17 protein-coding genes, 1 tRNA gene and 1 pseudogene are annotated in these 17,675 nt (G+C 60.0%); 17 read left to right on the top strand and 2 right to left on the bottom strand.

Going from position 1 to position 17,675, the window contains the following annotated elements; translation table 11 throughout:
* Positions 1-137 precede the first annotated feature (137 nt).
* The 3 genes and pseudogenes from G9463_RS12485 to G9463_RS24430 all read left to right on the top strand — a co-directional run bounded on the left by G9463_RS12485 (position 138) and on the right by G9463_RS24430 (position 2,088).
* The gene (locus G9463_RS12485; RefSeq protein ID WP_004958731.1) at positions 138-413 is read left to right on the top strand and encodes a hypothetical protein; all 276 of its coding nucleotides are present in this window, start codon (positions 138-140) and stop codon (positions 411-413) included.
* 250 nt (positions 414-663) lie between these two features.
* Positions 664-1,134: pseudogene (locus tag G9463_RS24520) on the top strand (archaellin/type IV pilin N-terminal domain-containing protein); the annotation flags it as partial.
* The gene (locus tag G9463_RS24430; RefSeq protein ID WP_370457912.1) at positions 1,129-2,088 is read left to right on the top strand and encodes a hypothetical protein; all 960 of its coding nucleotides are present in this window, start codon (positions 1,129-1,131) and stop codon (positions 2,086-2,088) included. The pseudogene G9463_RS24520 and the gene G9463_RS24430, both read left to right, overlap by 6 nt.
* Before the next feature lie 581 nt (positions 2,089-2,669).
* Here the strand turns inward: G9463_RS24430 and G9463_RS12475 are convergent.
* Positions 2,670-3,266, bottom strand: coding sequence for an archaellin/type IV pilin N-terminal domain-containing protein (locus tag G9463_RS12475; RefSeq protein WP_004958725.1), 597 nt, complete (start codon positions 3,264-3,266; stop codon positions 2,670-2,672).
* Between the two features lie 89 nt (positions 3,267-3,355).
* Between G9463_RS12475 and G9463_RS12470 the strand changes: the two genes are divergently transcribed.
* The 10 genes from G9463_RS12470 (at position 3,356) to flaJ (ending at position 13,164) form a co-directional block, all read left to right on the top strand.
* Positions 3,356-3,919, top strand: coding sequence for a hypothetical protein (locus tag G9463_RS12470; protein ID WP_004958722.1), 564 nt, complete (start codon positions 3,356-3,358; stop codon positions 3,917-3,919).
* Positions 3,920-4,067: 148 nt separating this feature from the next.
* Positions 4,068-4,427, top strand: coding sequence for a chemotaxis protein CheY (cheY, locus tag G9463_RS12465; protein ID WP_004515265.1), 360 nt, complete (start codon positions 4,068-4,070; stop codon positions 4,425-4,427).
* The gene (locus tag G9463_RS12460) at positions 4,428-5,645 is read left to right on the top strand and encodes a chemotaxis protein CheC (RefSeq protein WP_004958720.1); all 1,218 of its coding nucleotides are present in this window, start codon (positions 4,428-4,430) and stop codon (positions 5,643-5,645) included.
* A complete protein-coding gene (locus G9463_RS12455) occupies positions 5,645-6,166 on the top strand; it encodes a chemotaxis protein CheD (protein WP_004958717.1) in 522 nt (173 codons plus the stop codon). The genes G9463_RS12460 and G9463_RS12455 overlap by 1 nt, the downstream gene beginning before the upstream one ends.
* A 241-nt stretch (positions 6,167-6,407) precedes the next feature.
* The gene (locus G9463_RS12450) at positions 6,408-8,093 is read left to right on the top strand and encodes a FlaD/FlaE family flagellar protein (RefSeq protein WP_165896871.1); all 1,686 of its coding nucleotides are present in this window, start codon (positions 6,408-6,410) and stop codon (positions 8,091-8,093) included.
* Positions 8,077-8,514 carry a flagellar protein F gene (locus tag G9463_RS12445; RefSeq protein WP_007189309.1) on the top strand — a complete coding sequence of 146 codons (438 nt, stop codon included), beginning with the start codon at positions 8,077-8,079 and terminating at the stop codon, positions 8,512-8,514. The genes G9463_RS12450 and G9463_RS12445 overlap by 17 nt, the downstream gene beginning before the upstream one ends.
* Position 8,515: 1 nt before the next feature.
* Entirely contained in the window at positions 8,516-8,968 is a 453-nt protein-coding gene (locus tag G9463_RS12440) for a CARDB domain-containing protein (RefSeq protein ID WP_165896870.1), read from the top strand.
* Positions 8,965-9,726 (top strand): ATPase domain-containing protein, encoded by a 762-nt coding sequence (locus G9463_RS12435; protein ID WP_004515259.1) that lies wholly within the window; start codon positions 8,965-8,967, stop codon positions 9,724-9,726. Before G9463_RS12440 ends, G9463_RS12435 begins: the two co-directional genes overlap by 4 nt.
* Positions 9,727-9,739: 13 nt before the next feature.
* Positions 9,740-11,413 carry a type II/IV secretion system ATPase subunit gene (locus G9463_RS12430; protein WP_127014150.1) on the top strand — a complete coding sequence of 558 codons (1,674 nt, stop codon included), beginning with the start codon at positions 9,740-9,742 and terminating at the stop codon, positions 11,411-11,413.
* A 2-nt stretch (positions 11,414-11,415) separates the two neighbouring features.
* Positions 11,416-13,164, top strand: a complete 1,749-nt coding sequence (flaJ, locus tag G9463_RS12425) for an archaellar assembly protein FlaJ (RefSeq protein ID WP_165896869.1) — start codon at positions 11,416-11,418, stop codon at positions 13,162-13,164.
* Positions 13,165-13,425: 261 nt separating this feature from the next.
* Here the strand turns inward: flaJ and G9463_RS12420 are convergent, their stop codons facing one another.
* Entirely contained in the window at positions 13,426-14,523 is a 1,098-nt protein-coding gene (locus G9463_RS12420; RefSeq protein ID WP_165896868.1) for an aminopeptidase, read from the bottom strand.
* A gap of 264 nt (positions 14,524-14,787) precedes the next feature.
* Between G9463_RS12420 and gnd the strand changes: the two genes are divergently transcribed.
* From gnd to G9463_RS12400, 4 genes are all read left to right on the top strand, one after another.
* Positions 14,788-15,687: a phosphogluconate dehydrogenase (NAD(+)-dependent, decarboxylating) gene (gene gnd / locus G9463_RS12415; protein ID WP_011224074.1), complete on the top strand. Its 900-nt coding sequence runs from the start codon at positions 14,788-14,790 to the stop codon at positions 15,685-15,687.
* A gap of 127 nt (positions 15,688-15,814) precedes the next feature.
* Positions 15,815-16,399, top strand: a complete 585-nt coding sequence (locus G9463_RS12410; RefSeq protein ID WP_004958689.1) for a 2Fe-2S iron-sulfur cluster-binding protein — start codon at positions 15,815-15,817, stop codon at positions 16,397-16,399.
* 44 nt (positions 16,400-16,443) lie between these two features.
* Positions 16,444-16,516 (top strand) — tRNA-Arg (locus G9463_RS12405).
* 243 nt (positions 16,517-16,759) lie between these two features.
* Complete coding sequence (locus G9463_RS12400; RefSeq protein ID WP_127014154.1) at positions 16,760-17,644, top strand: NAD(P)H-binding protein; 885 nt, start codon at positions 16,760-16,762, stop codon at positions 17,642-17,644.
* Positions 17,645-17,675: the final 31 nt, after the last annotated feature.

Genomic DNA, 17,675 nt, shown 5'->3' with positions numbered 1-17,675 from the left:
TCGGAAGTGACCAACAAACTTGACGAGGCGTGGCGGACCCTATCCGAGCGGTAGAGCCCCTCTTTTCGCCGTTATCACGAAAGATATTTTCGAGCATGGATTTAATAACGGGTTCGCTGTAGCACTGCACAGTGCTGATGATAGAACTTCTCTATGCCATATCGACGCTGGTATTCGTCGTGGCCGGACTGACAATGGTTGGGATGGCCATGCGGGCGTACGTCCAGACATCCCGGCAGGCGATGCTTCACCTCTCGGTGGGATTTTCGCTTGCAATCGCGGGCGCGGCCGCGACCATGATTAGCGCGTTCATCAATGACTTCGAAGGCGTCCGCTCGTTGCTGCTGGTCAACAGTGGGCTGACGACCTTCGGTTATCTGTTTGTGATGTACAGTCTCATCACGTACGAATGACTGTCCCTGCGTGTGACCCGACCGGTCGACCGGCCGCTTTCAGCTTGCAAAATTAATTTTCAATACTGATTCCGGGTTTTCCGACGATCGCTATACGACCGTGAAATCGGTTCAAATCGACGCTGAATACTATTGAGAAGTACCGTCTAAACCGGCTGAAACCATCGTTATCAAGAATAAAATTTTGAGGGATGATGTTATTAGGTGGTACGTACTCGTTCCGATAGGGTCAGAGCGACCCGGACTACATATGTTCGAACGCATTACAAATCCAGAAGACCGAGGCCAAGTGGGGATCGGGACCCTCATCGTGTTCATCGCGATGGTGCTTGTCGCCGCAATCGCGGCAGGCGTCCTGATTAACACTGCTGGCTTCCTGCAGAGTTCAGCTGAACAGACCGGCCAAGAAAGTAGCGACCAGGTGACCAACCAGATTCAGGTGGCATCGAAGATTGGATCTGTTTCTGGAAGCGGTCCAACAGACACGATCGTATTCGACAGCTCAGGAGCAAATTCAGACACCCACGGTGAGATCGCAATCGATGACGGGTCTAAGATGGATGTCCTTGTCACTGAAGATGGTGATGGCAGCATTGTTCTTACTGCAACCAGCAGTAACGAAATCGCCGTTGAGGATGGTGACACTCTCACATTCACGAAGGCGAGCGCCTCCTCAGTGGAAGTGCAGAACGACGAAACCGGGGCATCAATCACCGTGGACACCAGTGAGGACCTCTCGATAGATGCGTCGAACTCACCCGGGGCCGCTGACAGCATCCGTCTCCAGCGCACCTATGAGGACCCGATCAACGGAGAGGTCACTCTACAAACGCTGAAGCTAACGGACAGCGACGCAACTCCCTCTGACCAGACTCTCCCGATAGAGGTGAGCGAAAATACCGAGCAGTACATTCCGCTGTCAAGCAGTTCATCCTCCGATCAACTGGTAGTCAGTGATGGCGAAGTGCTGACCGCTACGTCGAACACCGCTGATGGTGCGGAACTTGCGCCTAGCGGATCCGGTGGCGCTCTCGATGTCGACGCTGGCGACGAAATCCGCTTCGATGTCCTCTCCAACAACGAGGTCGAGGTAATTAACGTCGAATCGGGTGCATCGTTCACCTTCAACCCGTTCGAAAACGAGCTCTCTGTCAGCAGTAGTACCATCGAGTTCGAGAACGGAGATGGCGACACTATCACCGTTTCAGGTGGAGGATCCTTCTACGGGCTCGAACCTGACGACGTTGACAGTGGTATCACCATCACTCAAGGAACCGCTGCGGACTCCGCACTCCTCGTGAACGCGGAGTACAACAGCGGCGGCGGCGGCGTCTCTGAAATCAGCATCATCGCGATCAAAGGTTCCGGTGCAGACCAGATCAACCTCGAACAGACGACCATCACCACAATCGGCCCCAGCGGGACGAACACCCTCACCTACGGCGGCACCAGCGCCTCACAGGGTGAGACGTTCGGTGTTCAGGCCGTTCAGGACGAGGACGACTCACTGCCGGTGATGACCGACGCTGACCGCTTCCGCATCATCGTTGATCCCGGCACGCTCGAAACCGGTGCGACGATGACGCTGGAAGTGACGACAGAGTCCGGCGCGACCACCGAAATCCGCGTTAGCGTGCCCAACACGCTATCGGGCGAAACCGCAGTGCAGGTCTAACGCGAGCCGTTCTTTCGCTTGCAGAACTTTTCTCTCTGTTTTCCACCCGCGACCAGCGACAGCCATCTCGTGGGGCGTCGACTATGCTCTGTGGTCGGTTCTATCATGTAAGCGAAGCTCTACTGCAAGCACCTCTTTGCAGGTACGATCTCGATTCTGTTACGTCGTGTCAGTTTCACATTCCCGTCCAAACATCCAGACAGTGACAAGAAGCCCACGCCGAGGGCTCGATACATTTGCGACGTGCTTCGGTTGGACGGATCGAACTCATACACAGGTCAGTGTTTCACACTGTTTCTGTCGCTGTGCGGTCTGTTTCTGTGCGTCGGTACGTTCGTCAACGGCGACATAGCGAACTGCGTCGGCTCGCAGTTATCGTGTGACACACCATATTTCCTCCCGACCAGACTCGGGAGAGACGATTGTAGCAGCCGCCGGATGCATAGACGGCCAAACGCCACGCGGTATGGCTGTCTACTGGTCGAAGTCGGGCGTCAAGAACTCGGGTCAGCACGCCTCTCCGCATCGGTATCCGTGAGCCGGCTCACACTGTTCGGGTGGTCGGCTGCTACTGCCGGCCGTCAGAGCGGGACCGTTGTCTTCCCGTTGAGCGACGATGGGACCGAGACTCTGACCGTTGTCGTCGCGCCGTCAGGTGACAGCAACCGTATCGTGCCGCTTTCGCTCGGCTGGAGCTCGACCCCTGTCAGTGCCGCGAGGTCGATACGCAAGGCTGCCCGGTCGCCGTCGTCGTTCAGGATGTCCCGCGAGAGTGAGTCGTCGTCATCTCTGAGTGGGGTAACCGTAACCTCAGCAGCGGAACCCACCGGCGCGTCGGCCCCGCTCCCGATTGTCGTCCCAACGACAACATCGCTAAGGTCCATGTTCCCGCCCCCTTCCGCTCGCTTCACCACGAGCGTCACCGCTTCGATGCTCTGTCCAGTCGTGTTAACGTGGCCAGTGCTCCCGACGACTTCGGTCCGCGCAATGACCCGGTCGGCGCTTTTGTCGCTGGCCGTGGCCGCGTCGGACTGAAACCCACCGACTACTTCGAACAGTACGCCAGCCGTGGCTGCGGCGATCAGGAGCGCCGCAATCAGGAGGATAATCGACCCGAGAGAGCTCTGTGCCCGCCGTTTAACGGTCGTTCGCTCCTCTCGCCGGTTCGGTTCGCTCACACTGTGAACGTATCCACGACCAGTCAAAACCGTGTCGGCTACCCCTGAGCAGCGACGGAATTATATCATCCCATCTCTCATGTATCTGCATGGCCTCGGGGTCAGACGAACCGAATCCAGAGGACGGTAAGATCCTCTCTCCGGAAGAATTAGACATCGCGGATGACGAGCACGTCACAGAGATCGACGAAGGACGGTATGTCGTCTCCTCTGATGTTCGAACCAACGATTCCTACGGCAATCAGGTTTCGTCTGACTCCACCCCTGACCCGGACCCAGCTCCCGAGCCCGACGCTCCTGAGTTTACCGACGCGAACGTTCACGAGTGGCTCGCCGAGCAAATGGCGAAATCAAATAGCCGGTATGGGTTCGATGTGACCGCGAAGTTTGACGGGAACGTTGACCAGCAACAGGTTGTGTCCAACGACATCATCACCGCGTTCGAGAGTTTCATGCTCTGGTACGGCCGGCAGATGGACGGGTCGACATCGGTCGAGAACGTGCTCGGCATTCTGCTCTCGGAGTCCAACGTCCCAGTCAAACACCCGCCAGAGAGCTTCAAGCGGATGGTCCAGTCGACCGGTCTCTCGCCGGACGACAGTATCGCAGACCTCGTTGAGGCTATCGAAGCACGAGACGGTGCGAAGTTCTAAAGCAGGCACCAGCACACGAAGGCGTTGTACCTGTCATCGCGGTCAGAATCGGAACGCAGTTGCCCGGTTTCGGGTCCCACCGATATCACACGCGATAATTTACGGGACACCTTTATCTAACTCATCACGATATGTAGGCTTGATAGGCATGCCAGACGTACTGATCGCCGACGATTCAGAGTTTATGCGTAACCTCCTCCGCGAGATTCTCGAAGAAGACCACGAGATTGTTGGGGAGGTCGAGAACGGAGTCGAAGCTGTCGAAGTGTTCAAAGAAGAAGGGCCAGACCTGGTGATGATGGACATTGTGATGCCCATCCGGGATGGTATCGAGGCCACGGACGAAATCAAATCTTCCAATCCCGATGCGAACGTCATCATGTGTACAAGCGTTGGTCAGGAAGAGAAGATGAAGGAGGCCGTGAAAGCGGGGGCCGACGGGTACATCACCAAGCCGTTCCAGAAACCCAGCGTGATGGAGGCTATCGAGGACGTCGTTCCCTCATAGATGAACGTCGATATTCAGTCGCTCGGCACGTTCAACCAACTCGCTCACGAGGGGGCTGAACAGGCCACGCAGTCGATGGGCCAGATGACTGGCATCGATGCTGTCGTCGACGTCACCAAGATCACGCTGCTCGACAGGGCTGATGTCGGCGAAGAACTGGCTGGCCGGGACTTCGTCGGAGTCGAGTTCTCTTTCGATGGCGTTCTAGAGGGCGATACTGTGCTTGCCTTCGACGTTGACAGCGCCGGGACGATCACCGAGGAAATGATGCCCGGTAGCAGCGACGACGAGGCGATGGCCAGAAGCGGTATCGAGGAGATCGGCAACATCATGATGAGCGGGTTCATCGACGGCTGGGCCGACTACGTCGGTGCGACCATCGACCACTCGCCGCCGGAGTATATTGAGGAGTCCGGTAGCGACGTGCTCCCTGATGCGCCCGAGAGCGGCGACCACCAGCAGGTGTTCGTGTTCAAATCGGAGATCGAATGGATCGACGAATCGGTGAATTTCTACATCTACATGCTCCCTGAGTACGAATCACTCACGGAGATGATGGTAGAGCACGTCGACACGGACGGCGACGCTATCCCCATCGACAAGCTCCAGACGTTCAACGAGATGACGACCAGGGGAACTCAAAAAGCCGCTGACAACGTCGAAATGATGACCGGTATCCCGACTGAATCGGAGGTGACACAGATCAGTTTCGCTCCCATTGAGGACGTGCCAAAGCAGATCGGCACGGACACGTTCGTCGGGACGGTCGTCGAGTTCACTGGGACGCCCAGTGGCTACCTCATGGTGCTGTTCGACGAGGTCTCAGCAATCAACGTTGCGGAGGCGATGATGCCCATCGAAATGGACAGTGATGAGCTAACCGACCAGCACAAGGCCGCCATCGAGGAACTGGGGAACATCATGACGAGCGGGTTCGTCGACGGCTGGGCGAACGTCCTTCAGACGTCGGTCGAACACACGCCACCGCGGGTCGTCCACGACATGGGTCGGGCGATTATGGATCCGCTTGCAGCGCAGGTCGGACAGTATCAAGAGCATGCGTTTATCATCGACTCCCAGATGCAGACCGACGACATCGAGTTTCAGGCTGAGATTCACGCTCTCCCCAACGAGAAAGAGTTGCGCGCCGCCCTCAACGACCTCGATGTTGAGCGGGCGACCGAGACGGGCGCGGACGTCGAACAGATATTCAAATAATGAAAGTATACGATGGTAGCCAAACAGAGAGTCCCGAACAAAGTACGCCCGAGCGCATCAAAGTCGGCATCGCGGAGTACAAGGTGACCACAGAGCCGGCCATGCTAACCACAAGCGGACTGGGCTCCTGTATCGGGATCGCAATATATGATACCCGTAACACGGTGGCCGGACTCGTCCACGTCATGCTTCCGTCGGCGGCTGATATCGACGGCGGCAACCATGCGAAGTTCGCGGACACGGGCATCGAAGCACTCATCGAGGCCATGGCGGATGCCGGGGCGTCGACGGAGGCCATGGAGGCCAAAATCGCTGGCGGGAGCGATATGCTCGACTTCTCCGAGAACGGATCCTCTATCGGTTCGCGCAACGCCAAGAAGGTGCGCGAGACGCTGGACGAACACGGCGTTCCCGTTGTCGGCGAAGACCTGGGTGGCGACCACGGCCGGTCCGTCAAACTCGAAGCGGACACTGGCAACTTCGTTGTCAAAAGCGCGAACACGGACTCGATAACACTGTAATGTCTGCGAGCAGTAATCGTGTCTAACGTCTGGCGTCAGACGAGTGACAGCCGTTCGTCTGCCGGGGCCGCACTGCCACACTCTGTTCCCCGGCTTTCCGCTCGAAATTAATCTGAAATGTAACAGGCTAGTACTTGGATCGTTAATTTACCCCATCTGAGCTGGTAAAATGGGATATTATTATCAAATATGATACGCTAAGGGGAATATTCAAGAGTAGAAAAAGCGTGAGATACAAGAGATGAGTAGTCTCGCTCTCGTGCCACTGGCTCCAGCCGTCTCACCGGAACTGGCTGGACTGGCACCCGCCCTCTTTGTTCTGCTGACCGGCGGGCTGGTTGGTATGAGCATCAAGAATATGTTCGATTCGATTCTATCGGACGACGAGAGCGAGAACGCAAGCGACGACGGTGGCGGCGGGATGGCCGACGGCGGCGGCCTGATGGGTGACGACGGTGGCGGTGGCGACGATCTCGGCGGTGGTGGCGACGATCTCGGTGGCCTCGGCGGCCTCGACGACGACGGCGACGACATGGGTGGGTTCGGTGATGACGAGTTCGGCGATATGGAGGACGCGAGCGGGCCTGACACTGACGAGCTGGAACACCGACTCGACGAACTGGAAAACGAGGTCGGTAGCCTCTCCTCGACGGTCAACACGGTGCGGACGGAAAACGAGAGCATCTCCGAATCTGTCGAAGAAACCGAGGAGAACGTCCGGAAGCTGCTCGACATCTACGAGATGGTCACCCGTGGCGTCAACCCCTTCGCCGATGATGTCGACGGCGGCATGGGCGGCATGGGCGAAGGCGGCGGCTCCTTCGGCCTGTTCGACGACGACGGGAGTGACGATACCGAGGAGGACATCGACGACGATGTCGCCAACGCCGACGCAGAAGGGTTCTTCGACGAAGACCTGACGGATGACACTGGCGGTGATATGTCGATGGACGATGGCGGTGTCGACGATATGTTTCCCGATGACGGCGGCGACGACATGGGCGGCTTCGAGGACGACGGCGGGTCGTTCGACGAGGAGTTCGACGACTTCGACGACACGGAGGACGACATGAGCATGGACGATGGGATGAGCATGGACGACGGGGAGAGTATGGACGAGGACAGCGACGATGGTGACGGCGGCAAATCGTTCGCAGAGCTCAAAGACGAGTACGAGTCCGGCGACGCCGAGTGGGCAGAGGGCGAGGAACCTGAGGGCGAATCGGACGACGATGACCTCCTTGCTGACGACGATGACGACCTGCTGGCCGACGAAGGCGATGATCTGCTGGGCGAAGACGATTCGGACGGCGACGCGGGCGGGCTGGAAGACGACGACCTCTTCGACGAGGTCATCGAGGACGATGGGATTGATGAGGCCGAGACGGAAGCTATGGAAGCCGAACCAGAGCCTGAACCGGACCCAGAGCCGGAACCGGAGCCTGAGCCGGCCGCGGAGCCTGAACCCGAGCCAGAGCCGGAACCGGCCGCAGAGCCAGAGCCTGAACCAGAGCCGGAATCGACTGACACCGCGGCTACCGGCAGCGGTGATGCGGCAACGGCAGACGACGGCTCGGACGCGGACGATGACGGGAAACCCTACCTGGCGACGATGCCGGAAGGGTTCGCGGCGGACCTCATCATCGTCGAGTGGCTCGAGTTCCTGGTCCAGCACTCGGGCTACCGTGAGACGGCTCGCGCTATCGACTATTATGAGACTATCGACTGGATCGACGAGTCGGTCGCGGACCAGCTCAAGGAGTACCTCCGCGGCTTCGACGGCGTGAACGACACCGGGGATGGGCTGTCTATCGACCACCACACGGAGAGCCTGCACTACATCTCACAGCTTGACAGTGACAGCGGCGCTGACGCCGTTGCGCTCTCGAAACTGGTGGGGGGTGGTTCCGATGGGATTCAGCGTTAGCGGCTCGGCAGCCGTCATTTTCGTGGCCGCGTTCATCGGCTTCGGGATGTTCTACTCCGCAGCCGCGAACGGCTTCGAACGCGTCAACGACGCCCGCGAGGACCAGCGCGACCGGCTCCTCGACCAGCAAAACACCGATATCTCGCTTGTGTCGGCGACGTGGAACAGCAGCGGGAACGACAACCTTGTCGTGACCGTCGACAACACCGGTTCCGAGACGCTGTCGGTCGAAGCGACCGACCTGCTGGTCGACAACGATTACCGCACAGGCTACGGCACGACGGTCGACGGTGACGGTTCGACGGACATCTGGGCGTCACAGGAGCGGTTAGAGATTACCGTCACCTCACTCAGTAGTCAGCCCGACCGGGTGAAAGTCGTCACAGAGAACGGCATCGCCGAAACGATGGTGGTGAGCTAACATGGCGAGCGTCTCCGTCTCACACCTGATCCTGTTCATCGCGTCGATGGCTATCGCCGCGAGCGTGGCTGGCGTCTTTACGAGCAGTATCGGCGAACTGAGCAACGCTGTTTCGGAACAGGGGTTAGACGTGAGCAGCGACGTCCGAACCGACGTGGAAATCATTTCCGACAGCGGTAGCGACACCATCTACGACAGCGGCGCGAACACAATCACGGTTCACGTCAAAAACACCGGTTCAGAGACGTTAGCTCCAGTCCCCGGACAGATAGATGTGTTCGTCGATGGGACCTTCGCCAGTGATTACACGGTAACGCTGGAGCCAAACGGTGGCAACAGCTGGCGGCCCGGTGAGGTCGTTCGCATCGACATCAACGGCAGCCTCAGTGGCGGCGACCACCGGCTCAAACTCATCGTCAACGGCGACGAGGAGGTGTTCGAGTTCAACACATGAGTATCGCAAGTACTGACCTATTCTCGCTCGGACTGGACGACCACGACCGGCTGAACAAGGAACTGGGCGGCGGTATCCCACCCGGCAGCATCATCCTCGTCGAGGGTGACTACGGCGCCGGCAAATCCGCCATGAGCCAGCGGTTCACCTACGGCCTCTGTGAAGAGGGCCACGAAGTGACCTACCTCTCGACGGAACTCACTGTCGGGAGCTTCCTCGACCAGATGCACTCGCTGTCGTATGACATGGTCGACCACATCCTCGATGAGGACGTGTTGTTCCTGCACGCCGACATCGGCGAATCGAACGCCCTTACCGGCGGTGACGAACAGTCCGACCGGAAGGAGCTCCTCAAGCGGCTGATGGAGGCCGAGGTGATGTGGGACGCCGACGTCGTCGTCATCGACACCTTCGACGCTATCCTCAGGAACGACCCCAAGTTCGAGGCCCTCGTCCGGCAAAACGAGGAGCGACAGGCCGCTCTGGAGGTTATCTCCTACTTCCGGGACGTCATTTCACAGGGTAAATGCATCATGCTCACTGTCGATCCATCGACGCTGGATGAGGAGGCTATCGGTCCGTTCCGGGCCATCGCTGACGTGTTCATCGAACTGGAGATGATCGAGGTCGGGAACGACGTGCGCCGGCAGATCAACGTTCTCCGATTTGCCGGCATGGGCGAACAGGTCGGTGACACCATCGGGTTCTCGGTCCGCTCGGGAACCGGCATCGTCATCGAATCGCGCAGTGTCGCCTAGAGGTGACTAAGATATGACAGACCACGGACGTGCGAAACCGTCGGACGAACTTCGACAGATGGCAGCGCGGCGGCCCCACCTGCGGGACCACCTGAAGAAGTTCAAACAGATCACCGGTGAGTTCCCGATGCTCATCGACGAGGCCGACGACGACTACGAGACGAATCGGCCGAACGTGCTGTACCCGGTCGGTGGCCCTATCTTCTGTCATATCTACGGCGACGTGGGTCAGGACATGAAGTACTACGCCATTGAGCCGGAACTTGATGAGGACGAGCGGGCCGTCTTCGGGAAGGTCCGGAACCGCCTGCTCCAGCGTAGCGTCAACAAGCCCGCGCCCGAAAACGAGGCCCAGTTCGACGACCGCATCGAGGAACTCCTGCAGGAGACCACGAAGGTCCGGGACGAGGACAGCGAAAACGGCGTGCTTACCCGCCTGTCGAATCTTACCGACGTGAGCAGCGTCGAAGTCACACAGGAGACCTACGAGAACATCCTCTACCGGCTGAACCGCGATATCGTCGGTCTCGGCCCGCTCGAACCGGTTATGCGCGACCCGGCCAACGAGGATATTCACGTTATCGGCCGTAGCGAATGCCACGTCGACCACGGCGTCTACGGTATGCTGGAAACGACGGTCGAGTGGCAGAGCGAGGAAGCCTTCGACCAGTGGCTCCGCAATATGGGCGAGCGGATGGGCGACCCGGTCTCCGACTCGGACCCCATTGTCGACTCGACGCTCCCGGACGGGTCGCGTCTGAACCTCATCTACTCCGACGACGTGAGCCTGAAGGGTCCCTCGCTCACGATTCGTCAGGGCGATGATGTCCCGCTGTCTGTCTTCCAGATTACCAAGTGGATGACGCTGTCGCCGCAACTGGCCGCGTATCTCTGGCTCTGTCTGGAGAACGAGCAGACGGTGTTCGTGGTCGGGGAGACGGCGTCCGGGAAGACGACGACGCTGAACGCGATCACCTCGTTCATTCCTGACGACGCAAAGATCTACACCGCAGAGGACACCGCCGAGGTGCTTCCCCCGCACAACACCTGGCAGCAACTCCTCACTCGTGAGGGTGAAGACGAGGGCACCAGCATCGACATGTTCGACCTGGTCGCCGCCGCGCTACGTTCTCGCCCCGACTACATCATCGTGGGTGAGGTTCGTGGTGAGGAGGGACGGATGGCGTTCCAGGCCGCCCAGACCGGCCACCCGGTGATGCTGACCTTCCACGCGAGCGACATCGTTTCGATGATTCAGCGCTTCACCGGTGAACCGATCAACGTCCCCGAGACGTTCATGGACGTGGCCGACGTGGCGCTGTTCCAGAACCGCGTCAAGCAGGGCGACCAGGTCCTTCGCCGCGTGACGAGCGTTCAGGAAATCGAGGGCTACTCCAAGGAGATGGACGGTGTCGTCACTCGGCAGGTGTTCAACTGGGACCCCGTCGAGGACGAAATCATCTTCCAGGGAATGAACAACTCCTTCGTCCTCGAAGAGCAGATCGCGACCCTGCTCGGCTACGAGGATACGCGTGACATCTACGACGACCTCGAGTTCCGTGCGAACCTCATCGAGCGGGCCATGCAGGAGGGAATTCTGGGGTATCACGAGGTCAACGACTTCATCTCGGACTTCCAGCGCGACGGTGTCGAAGGGATTCCGTTCAATATGGCCAGGCCCGACTAACAATGTCACAGGGTGAAGCCGAGAGCAACATCGATCTGACGATAACCGAGACGATCCAGTCGCTCGTTGAGTCCTACCGCCAGATGACGATCCCGCTGGAGCGGTATCTCTTTCTCATCCTGCTGCCAGCCGTCGGCTTCTTCATTATCTCTACGGTCGTCGCCCTGCTGCTGGAGCAGCCCATTGCAGTCCGAGCACCGATCCCCCTGCTTGGGTTCCTGGTGATGGCATCGGCGATTTTCTACCCCAAGATCCTCCTGAGCCAGCGCAAGCGCGAACTCAACAACCGGTTTCACCTGCTTATTACGCACATGACCGTGCTGGCGACGACGAAGATTGACCGGATGGAGGTGTTCCGAACGCTAGCCGAGGAAGACGAGTACGGCGAACTCGCGATGGAGATGCATCGCATCGTCCAGCTCGTCGACACCTGGAACCTGAGCCTCGACGACGCCTGTCGTCGCCGCGCCAAACAGGTCCCGAGCCGCGCAGTTTCGGACTTCTTTGACCGCCTCGCGTACACGCTCGGGGCCGGACAGGGACTCGACGACTACCTCCTGACCGAACAGGAGCAGATCATCCAGCACTACTCGACGGTGTACAAGAGTTCACTCGACAGCCTCGAAGTGATGAAAGACCTCTACCTGTCGATGATTCTGTCGATGACGTTCGCGCTTGTGTTCGCCGTCGTCCTTCCGGTGCTGACCGGGACGAACCCGACGATGACCGTCAGCGCCGTCATCGTGATGTTCGTGTTCGTCCAGACCGGCTTCTACCTCGCTGTCCGCTCGATGGCTCCCTACGACCCGGTGTGGTTCCATCCGGTCGACTACCCGTCGCCGATTGAGTCCAAACTCAACAGATCGATGGCTGCCGGCGTGGGGCTGTCGATGCTGCTCGTGTTCATCACGCTGGGCGGGATGCTCGGCATCTCGCCGATCACGCTGAACGACCTCTTTTTCATGTTCGACGAAGTGCCGCTGCCGCTGTACGCCGCCGCGCCAATCACCCCGATGCTCATCCCCGGTCTCGTCTTCCGACAGGAAGAACAGCGTATCAAGGACCGGGATTCGGAGTTCCCGAACTTCATCCGTGCGCTCGGTGCGACCGAAGGCGCAAAGCAGTCTACCACCGGTGCGGTGCTTCGCACCCTCCGCAAGAAGGACTTCGGCGCACTCTCGCCCAACATCGATAATCTCTACAAACGACTGAATATGCGAATCGAGCCAACCTCTGCTTGGCGCTTTTTCACCGCGGACTGCCGCTCCTATCTCATCCAGACCTTCTCCGAGATGTACCTCATCGGCCGCGAGATGGGTGGGTCTCCCAAGCAACTGGGCGAGCTTATCTCCGAGAACATGAATCAGGTGCTGCAACTCCGGCAGAAGCGCAAGCAAGCGGCGACCACCCTCGTTGGCCTCCTCTACGGGATGACCGCCGCATCGACCTTCGCCTTCTTCATCGGCCTGCAGGTCGTCAACATCCTCGCCGATATGTCGCTCAACCTGAGCACCGGGAGCCGGCTCGACGCTGCTTCGCTTATCAACACCAGCGTCTACAACATCCCGCTCATCGAGTTCCTGCTTATCATCATCATCATGTTCGGCGCGATGCTGTCGTCCCTGATGATCCGGACCGTCGACGGCGGCCACAACGCCAACACGTACATGCATTTCGTGGTGCTCTCGTGGATCGGCGCTATTACTGGGACGTTCACGAAGTGGCTGGTGTCGCAGTTCCTCGCAATCTGAAGTACCTTTTTACTGCAGGGGGTTTCCTCGCGCCTGCGGCGCTGCGGGAACCCCCTTTGTAAAAATCTACCCTAAAAACAACCTCCGAGTCGCGGCCTGCGGCCGCGCTCGGAGTGAAACCGCTCGCTCCGCTCGCGGTACAGTAACAGCGCTACAACCGCCGGCAAACCTGCCCTCCCCCGGGTCGCGCCACAGAGGGCGCTCCCGGCCCACAGAATCATGACATCTATTCCCGGCCCACAGCACCGCAGTCCCGCGACGCTACCCCTCGAAACCGTCTTCCCAGCGGAACATGCCGTCTTGCTGGATGACTTCGCCGTCGACTTCGAGCCGCGACCCCTCGCCCATCGTCGTGATGAGGTCCTCGTGGACGGCGCTGTCGTTGCCGGACTCGCCCTCGGGCAGGCAGGCATCGTACGCGCGGCCGAGCGCGAGGTGGACTGTCCCGCCCATCTTCTCGTCGAAGAGGATATTGTCGGTGACGCGGTCGACGCCGCGGTTCATCCCGATACCGAGTTCACCCAGTTGGCGGGAGCCGCTGTCGGTCCCGATGATTTCGTCGATGACTGCCTCGCCCTGTTCGGCCGACCAGTCGACGACGACGCCGTCTTTGAACGTCAGCTCGACGTTTTTGACGCGACGACCCTGTATCGTCATCGGCACGTCGAAGGTGACGACGCCGGCGGTATCGTGGGGCGCGGTGAACACCTCGCCGGAGGGGAGGTTGTGGGAGTCGTAGGCCACGCTGGCGGCGGAGTTGACGGCGATACGGCCATCGATGAACAGCGTGATGTCAGTGCCGTCCGCGACGATACGGACCTCCGAACCGTCGTCCAGAATCTCCTTCAGACGAGCCTGTTCATCCGCCAGCGCCTCCCAGTCCCGTAGCGTCGCGTCGTAGACAAAATCCTTGTATTCGGCGTACGCCATTCCGGCCTGCTGGGCCATCGCCCGTGTCGGATGCTGTGTCGATACCCAGTCGGTATCCAGCCGAGCCTCTCTGATTTCCTGTCGAGCCGTCGAGTACGCCTGCCGCTGGTCGCTGTCCACGTCGGCCGTCTCGGTGGTATTCCGTGACCCTTTCAGGAACAGCACGCTGTCGGCTCGCTCGTACAGTGCCAGTTCGTAGTCTGGGTTCTCGGTAAACGACCCGTCGTGCGCCTGCAGATAGGCCCGTGTGAGTTCGTCTGACTGGTACGTCGATATAAGATTCGCGCCGCGGTCGCCCAGCTGTTCGGCCACGGCGACTGCGAGGTCGTGGGCACCGTCCTCAACGGCCAGCACCACGTCGTCGCCCGCGTCGATGCGAGCGCTCCAGTCAACAAGAATCCGGGCGTGTTCGCGTATGCGGTCGTCCATATCCCCACCAAGTGTGGCCGGAACAAAACGGCGGTGGTCCCCGGGTTGGCACGGCTGATGTGAGTGTATTCCGTGAATTTTTTGCGTTCCAGCGCTGGAATACTTGGTGCAGTACGGGACAGGACTCATGGCGATTCTCTCAGGGCCGTTTCCGGGACAGCCGATTGACGACGGCGTCAGGACTGACGACGGCACGGATGGTGTTCGTGCCACGCTTTTCTGTCGAACCGCAACCCCTACCTGTTCGGTCGGCGACTCCTCGGTATGGAACTTGGCGTCATTGGACTCGGACGCATGGGCCGCATCGTCGTCGACCGCGTACTCGAAGCCGGCCACGAAGTCGTCGTCTTCGATATCGACGAGGAGAGCGTCGCTGACGCGGCAGACGCCGGTGCTCGACCGGCATCGTCCATCGCGGATCTCGCGGGGAAACTCGGCTCGGAGAAACGGATCTGGCTGATGGTCCCGGCCGGGGACCCGGTCGACGCCGCGCTGGATGAACTGGCTCCGACACTCGACAGCGATGACGTCGTGGTTGACGGCGGCAATTCATACTTCGAGGACTCGGTCCGGCGCGCCGAGTCGACCGACGCGGCATACCTCGACTGTGGGACCTCTGGCGGTCCCGCCGGTGCAGATCTGGGCTTCTCGCTGATGGTCGGCGGCCCGGAGTGGGCCTACGACGAACTGGTCCCTGTTTTCGATGCCGTTGCGACCGGACCGGACGGCCACGACCGGATGGGGCCGGCGGGTTCCGGGCATTACGTCAAAATGATTCACAACGGCGTCGAGTACGCGCTGATGCAGACCTACGGCGAAGGCTTCGAACTACTGGCTAACGGCCGGTACGACCTCGACCTCGAATCAGTCGCCAACACGTGGAACAACGGCGCTGTCATCCGCTCGTGGCTGCTGGAGCTCTGTGAGGAGGCGTTCCGCGAGGAGGGCAATGACCTCGGCGACGTGGCCGACCGAGTGGAGGGTGGATCGACTGGTACCTGGACCGTACAGGAAGCGCTCGAACAGGAAGTTCCAGTGCCGCTCATCTACCAGTCGCTGGCCGAGCGGTTCGGCTCGCGGGCTGACGACGGTCGCTTCGCGCGCCGCCTCGCCAGCCGACTCCGATACGGCTTCGGTCGTCACGAGGTCCCACGACGGGAGTAGCCTGCCGCCGATTGCGGTTGCTTTCTGCGCCCCCGTTCTGTGCCGAGGGCTGCTTCGTCAAGCGGTGTCGACGGTGCTCGCGCGCTGAAACAACAGCTAATTAAACCAGTATTCCATAGCCGTGCACATGGTAGAACTCGTTGGACTCGCCGCCGGGGCCACGCTCACCCTGATAGTGGTCGCGCTCCACTACGCCAAAGGGACCGGTTGGGAGGCACCGGAAGACATCTCCCAGGAGGTCCTTGAGCAGCGGGCCGCGACAGTCCCCGAGACTGACTTTGCGGAGCCGTACAACCGCTCTATCGGTGGTGGCGGTGCCGTAGCGATTCCGGCTGGTGAGGCCGAAGGCGAACTTGGCGAAGGTGAAGCGGTCGAAGAAGAAGACGAAGGCTTCGACCCCGACGACATCGCCGACGACGAGGTCGAGTACTACGAAATCGAATTCGCCAAGGAAGGCGAGACAATCGAGGTCGCCAACAACGAGACGATTCTCGACGCCGGCGAAGAGGAAGGCTGGGACCTTCCCTACGCTTGCCGCGAAGGCCAGTGTATCTCCTGTGCCGGCCACATTGAGGACGGCCCGGCGACGGACCACATTCGCCACAGCAACAACGACTCGCTGATGGATGACGACATGGAAGAGGGGTACTGCCTGACCTGTGTCGCGTACCCGACCAGCGAGTTCACTATCGAGACCGGCGAGTCACCCTGACGGTTCACAACCGTTAAGACGGACAGTCTGATACCGTTTTCTGTGGGCGGCTAGTTCAGCGGACAGAACGCCTGGTTCCGGACCAGATGGTCGGGGGTTCAAATCCCTCGCCGCCCGTGTAACGAACCTGCCGAGCAACAGCGAGACTGTGAGTGAACCGGCAGCGAAGATTCGAATCAGGGAGTCGCAGCGACCGAGCGAAGCGAAGGCGACCGTCTCCACTCGGTTCAAATCCCTCGCCGCCCGCTTTTTGCGACCCACTGCATAGACCACGTGTCTCGTTCTGTGGTCCCGGACATCGACAGAACTGCACGGGAATCGCCGCAACGTCCTTGGGGTTCCGACCCAAGGTACGAACACATGCGTGTGCTCGTTATGGGTGCGACCGGATTCATTGGACGGCGACTGGTTCGTGCCCTGGACGACGCAGGCCACGATGTGGTGGCGTTCTCCCGGAGCGCGAGCGAAGAGTCCTTTCCCGAGGGGGTTGAACCGTTTGAGGGCGACCTCGGCGAACCGGACTCTCTTGATGGCCTCTGTGATGATATCGATGTCGCGTATTATCTTATCCATTCGCTCACCTCCGAGAACTTTGCCGAGTTAGACCGTCGCTACGCCCGTCGGTTCGCGGACTCCGCGTCGGCTGCGGGCGTCGACAGAGTTGTCTATCTCAGCGGCATCAGCGGCGACGAGGAGAATCTCTCGCCACATCTGGCGTCGCGGCGCGAAGTCGAATCGGTGCTGGCGGAGGGGTCGTTCGACCTGACAGTGCTCCGGGCGGCGGTCATCATCGGCCCGGAGAGCGCGAGCTTCCGGATCGTCGACGACCTGACCGACCGCCTGCCGCTGATGCTCGTTCCCAAGTGGGTCCGAACGCCGTGTCAGCCCATCGGCGTCGACGACGCTATCAGCTACCTCGTGGAGTTACTCGATGCCGACGAGACCCGTGGCGAGACCTATGACATCGGCGGGCCATCGGTGTGGTCCTACGAGTCGCTGCTGAAACTTACCGCCGCCGAGAAGGGCAAGCGGGTGTTTATTGTCCCCGTGCCAGTGATGACGCCGGGCCTGTCCTCGCACTGGCTTCGATTCACGACAGACGTACAGTACGCCATCGCTCGGCCGCTGGCCGAGAGTATGCGGAACCCGGTCACGGTCGACCCGGAAATGGACCTGCAGGATGCCGTGCCAATCCACCAGACGCCGATCAAGGACGCCGTTCGGAAGGCGCTTGCTGGGGCGTGACGACTGGCGGCGACGTGTTCCGGCGGAACCC

The sequence above is a fragment of the Haloarcula sp. JP-Z28 genome, assembly GCF_011440255.1.
Lineage (GTDB): Archaea > Halobacteriota > Halobacteria > Halobacteriales > Haloarculaceae > Haloarcula > Haloarcula marismortui.
The sequence above is the reverse complement of the archived record's forward strand: the minus strand, read 5'-3'. Positions and strand labels throughout refer to the sequence as shown.

Bases quoted from the DNA above. Each gene is read 5' to 3' on its own strand.
- G9463_RS12485 (WP_004958731.1), top strand. From the start codon at position 138: ATGATAGAACTTCTCTATGCCATATCGACGCTGGTATTCGTCGTGGCC.
- G9463_RS12470 (WP_004958722.1), top strand. From the start codon at position 3,356: ATGGCCTCGGGGTCAGACGAACCGAATCCAGAGGACGGTAAGATCCTC.
- cheY (WP_004515265.1), top strand. From the start codon at position 4,068: ATGCCAGACGTACTGATCGCCGACGATTCAGAGTTTATGCGTAACCTC.
- G9463_RS12460 (WP_004958720.1), top strand. From the start codon at position 4,428: ATGAACGTCGATATTCAGTCGCTCGGCACGTTCAACCAACTCGCTCAC.
- G9463_RS12455 (WP_004958717.1), top strand. From the start codon at position 5,645: ATGAAAGTATACGATGGTAGCCAAACAGAGAGTCCCGAACAAAGTACG.
- G9463_RS12450 (WP_165896871.1), top strand. From the start codon at position 6,408: ATGAGTAGTCTCGCTCTCGTGCCACTGGCTCCAGCCGTCTCACCGGAA.
- G9463_RS12445 (WP_007189309.1), top strand. From the start codon at position 8,077: ATGGGATTCAGCGTTAGCGGCTCGGCAGCCGTCATTTTCGTGGCCGCG.
- G9463_RS12440 (WP_165896870.1), top strand. From the start codon at position 8,516: ATGGCGAGCGTCTCCGTCTCACACCTGATCCTGTTCATCGCGTCGATG.
- G9463_RS12435 (WP_004515259.1), top strand. From the start codon at position 8,965: ATGAGTATCGCAAGTACTGACCTATTCTCGCTCGGACTGGACGACCAC.
- G9463_RS12430 (WP_127014150.1), top strand. From the start codon at position 9,740: ATGACAGACCACGGACGTGCGAAACCGTCGGACGAACTTCGACAGATG.
- flaJ (WP_165896869.1), top strand. From the start codon at position 11,416: ATGTCACAGGGTGAAGCCGAGAGCAACATCGATCTGACGATAACCGAG.
- G9463_RS12420 (WP_165896868.1), bottom strand. From the start codon at position 14,523: ATGGACGACCGCATACGCGAACACGCCCGGATTCTTGTTGACTGGAGC.
- gnd (WP_011224074.1), top strand. From the start codon at position 14,788: ATGGAACTTGGCGTCATTGGACTCGGACGCATGGGCCGCATCGTCGTC.
- G9463_RS12410 (WP_004958689.1), top strand. From the start codon at position 15,815: ATGGTAGAACTCGTTGGACTCGCCGCCGGGGCCACGCTCACCCTGATA.
- G9463_RS12400 (WP_127014154.1), top strand. From the start codon at position 16,760: ATGCGTGTGCTCGTTATGGGTGCGACCGGATTCATTGGACGGCGACTG.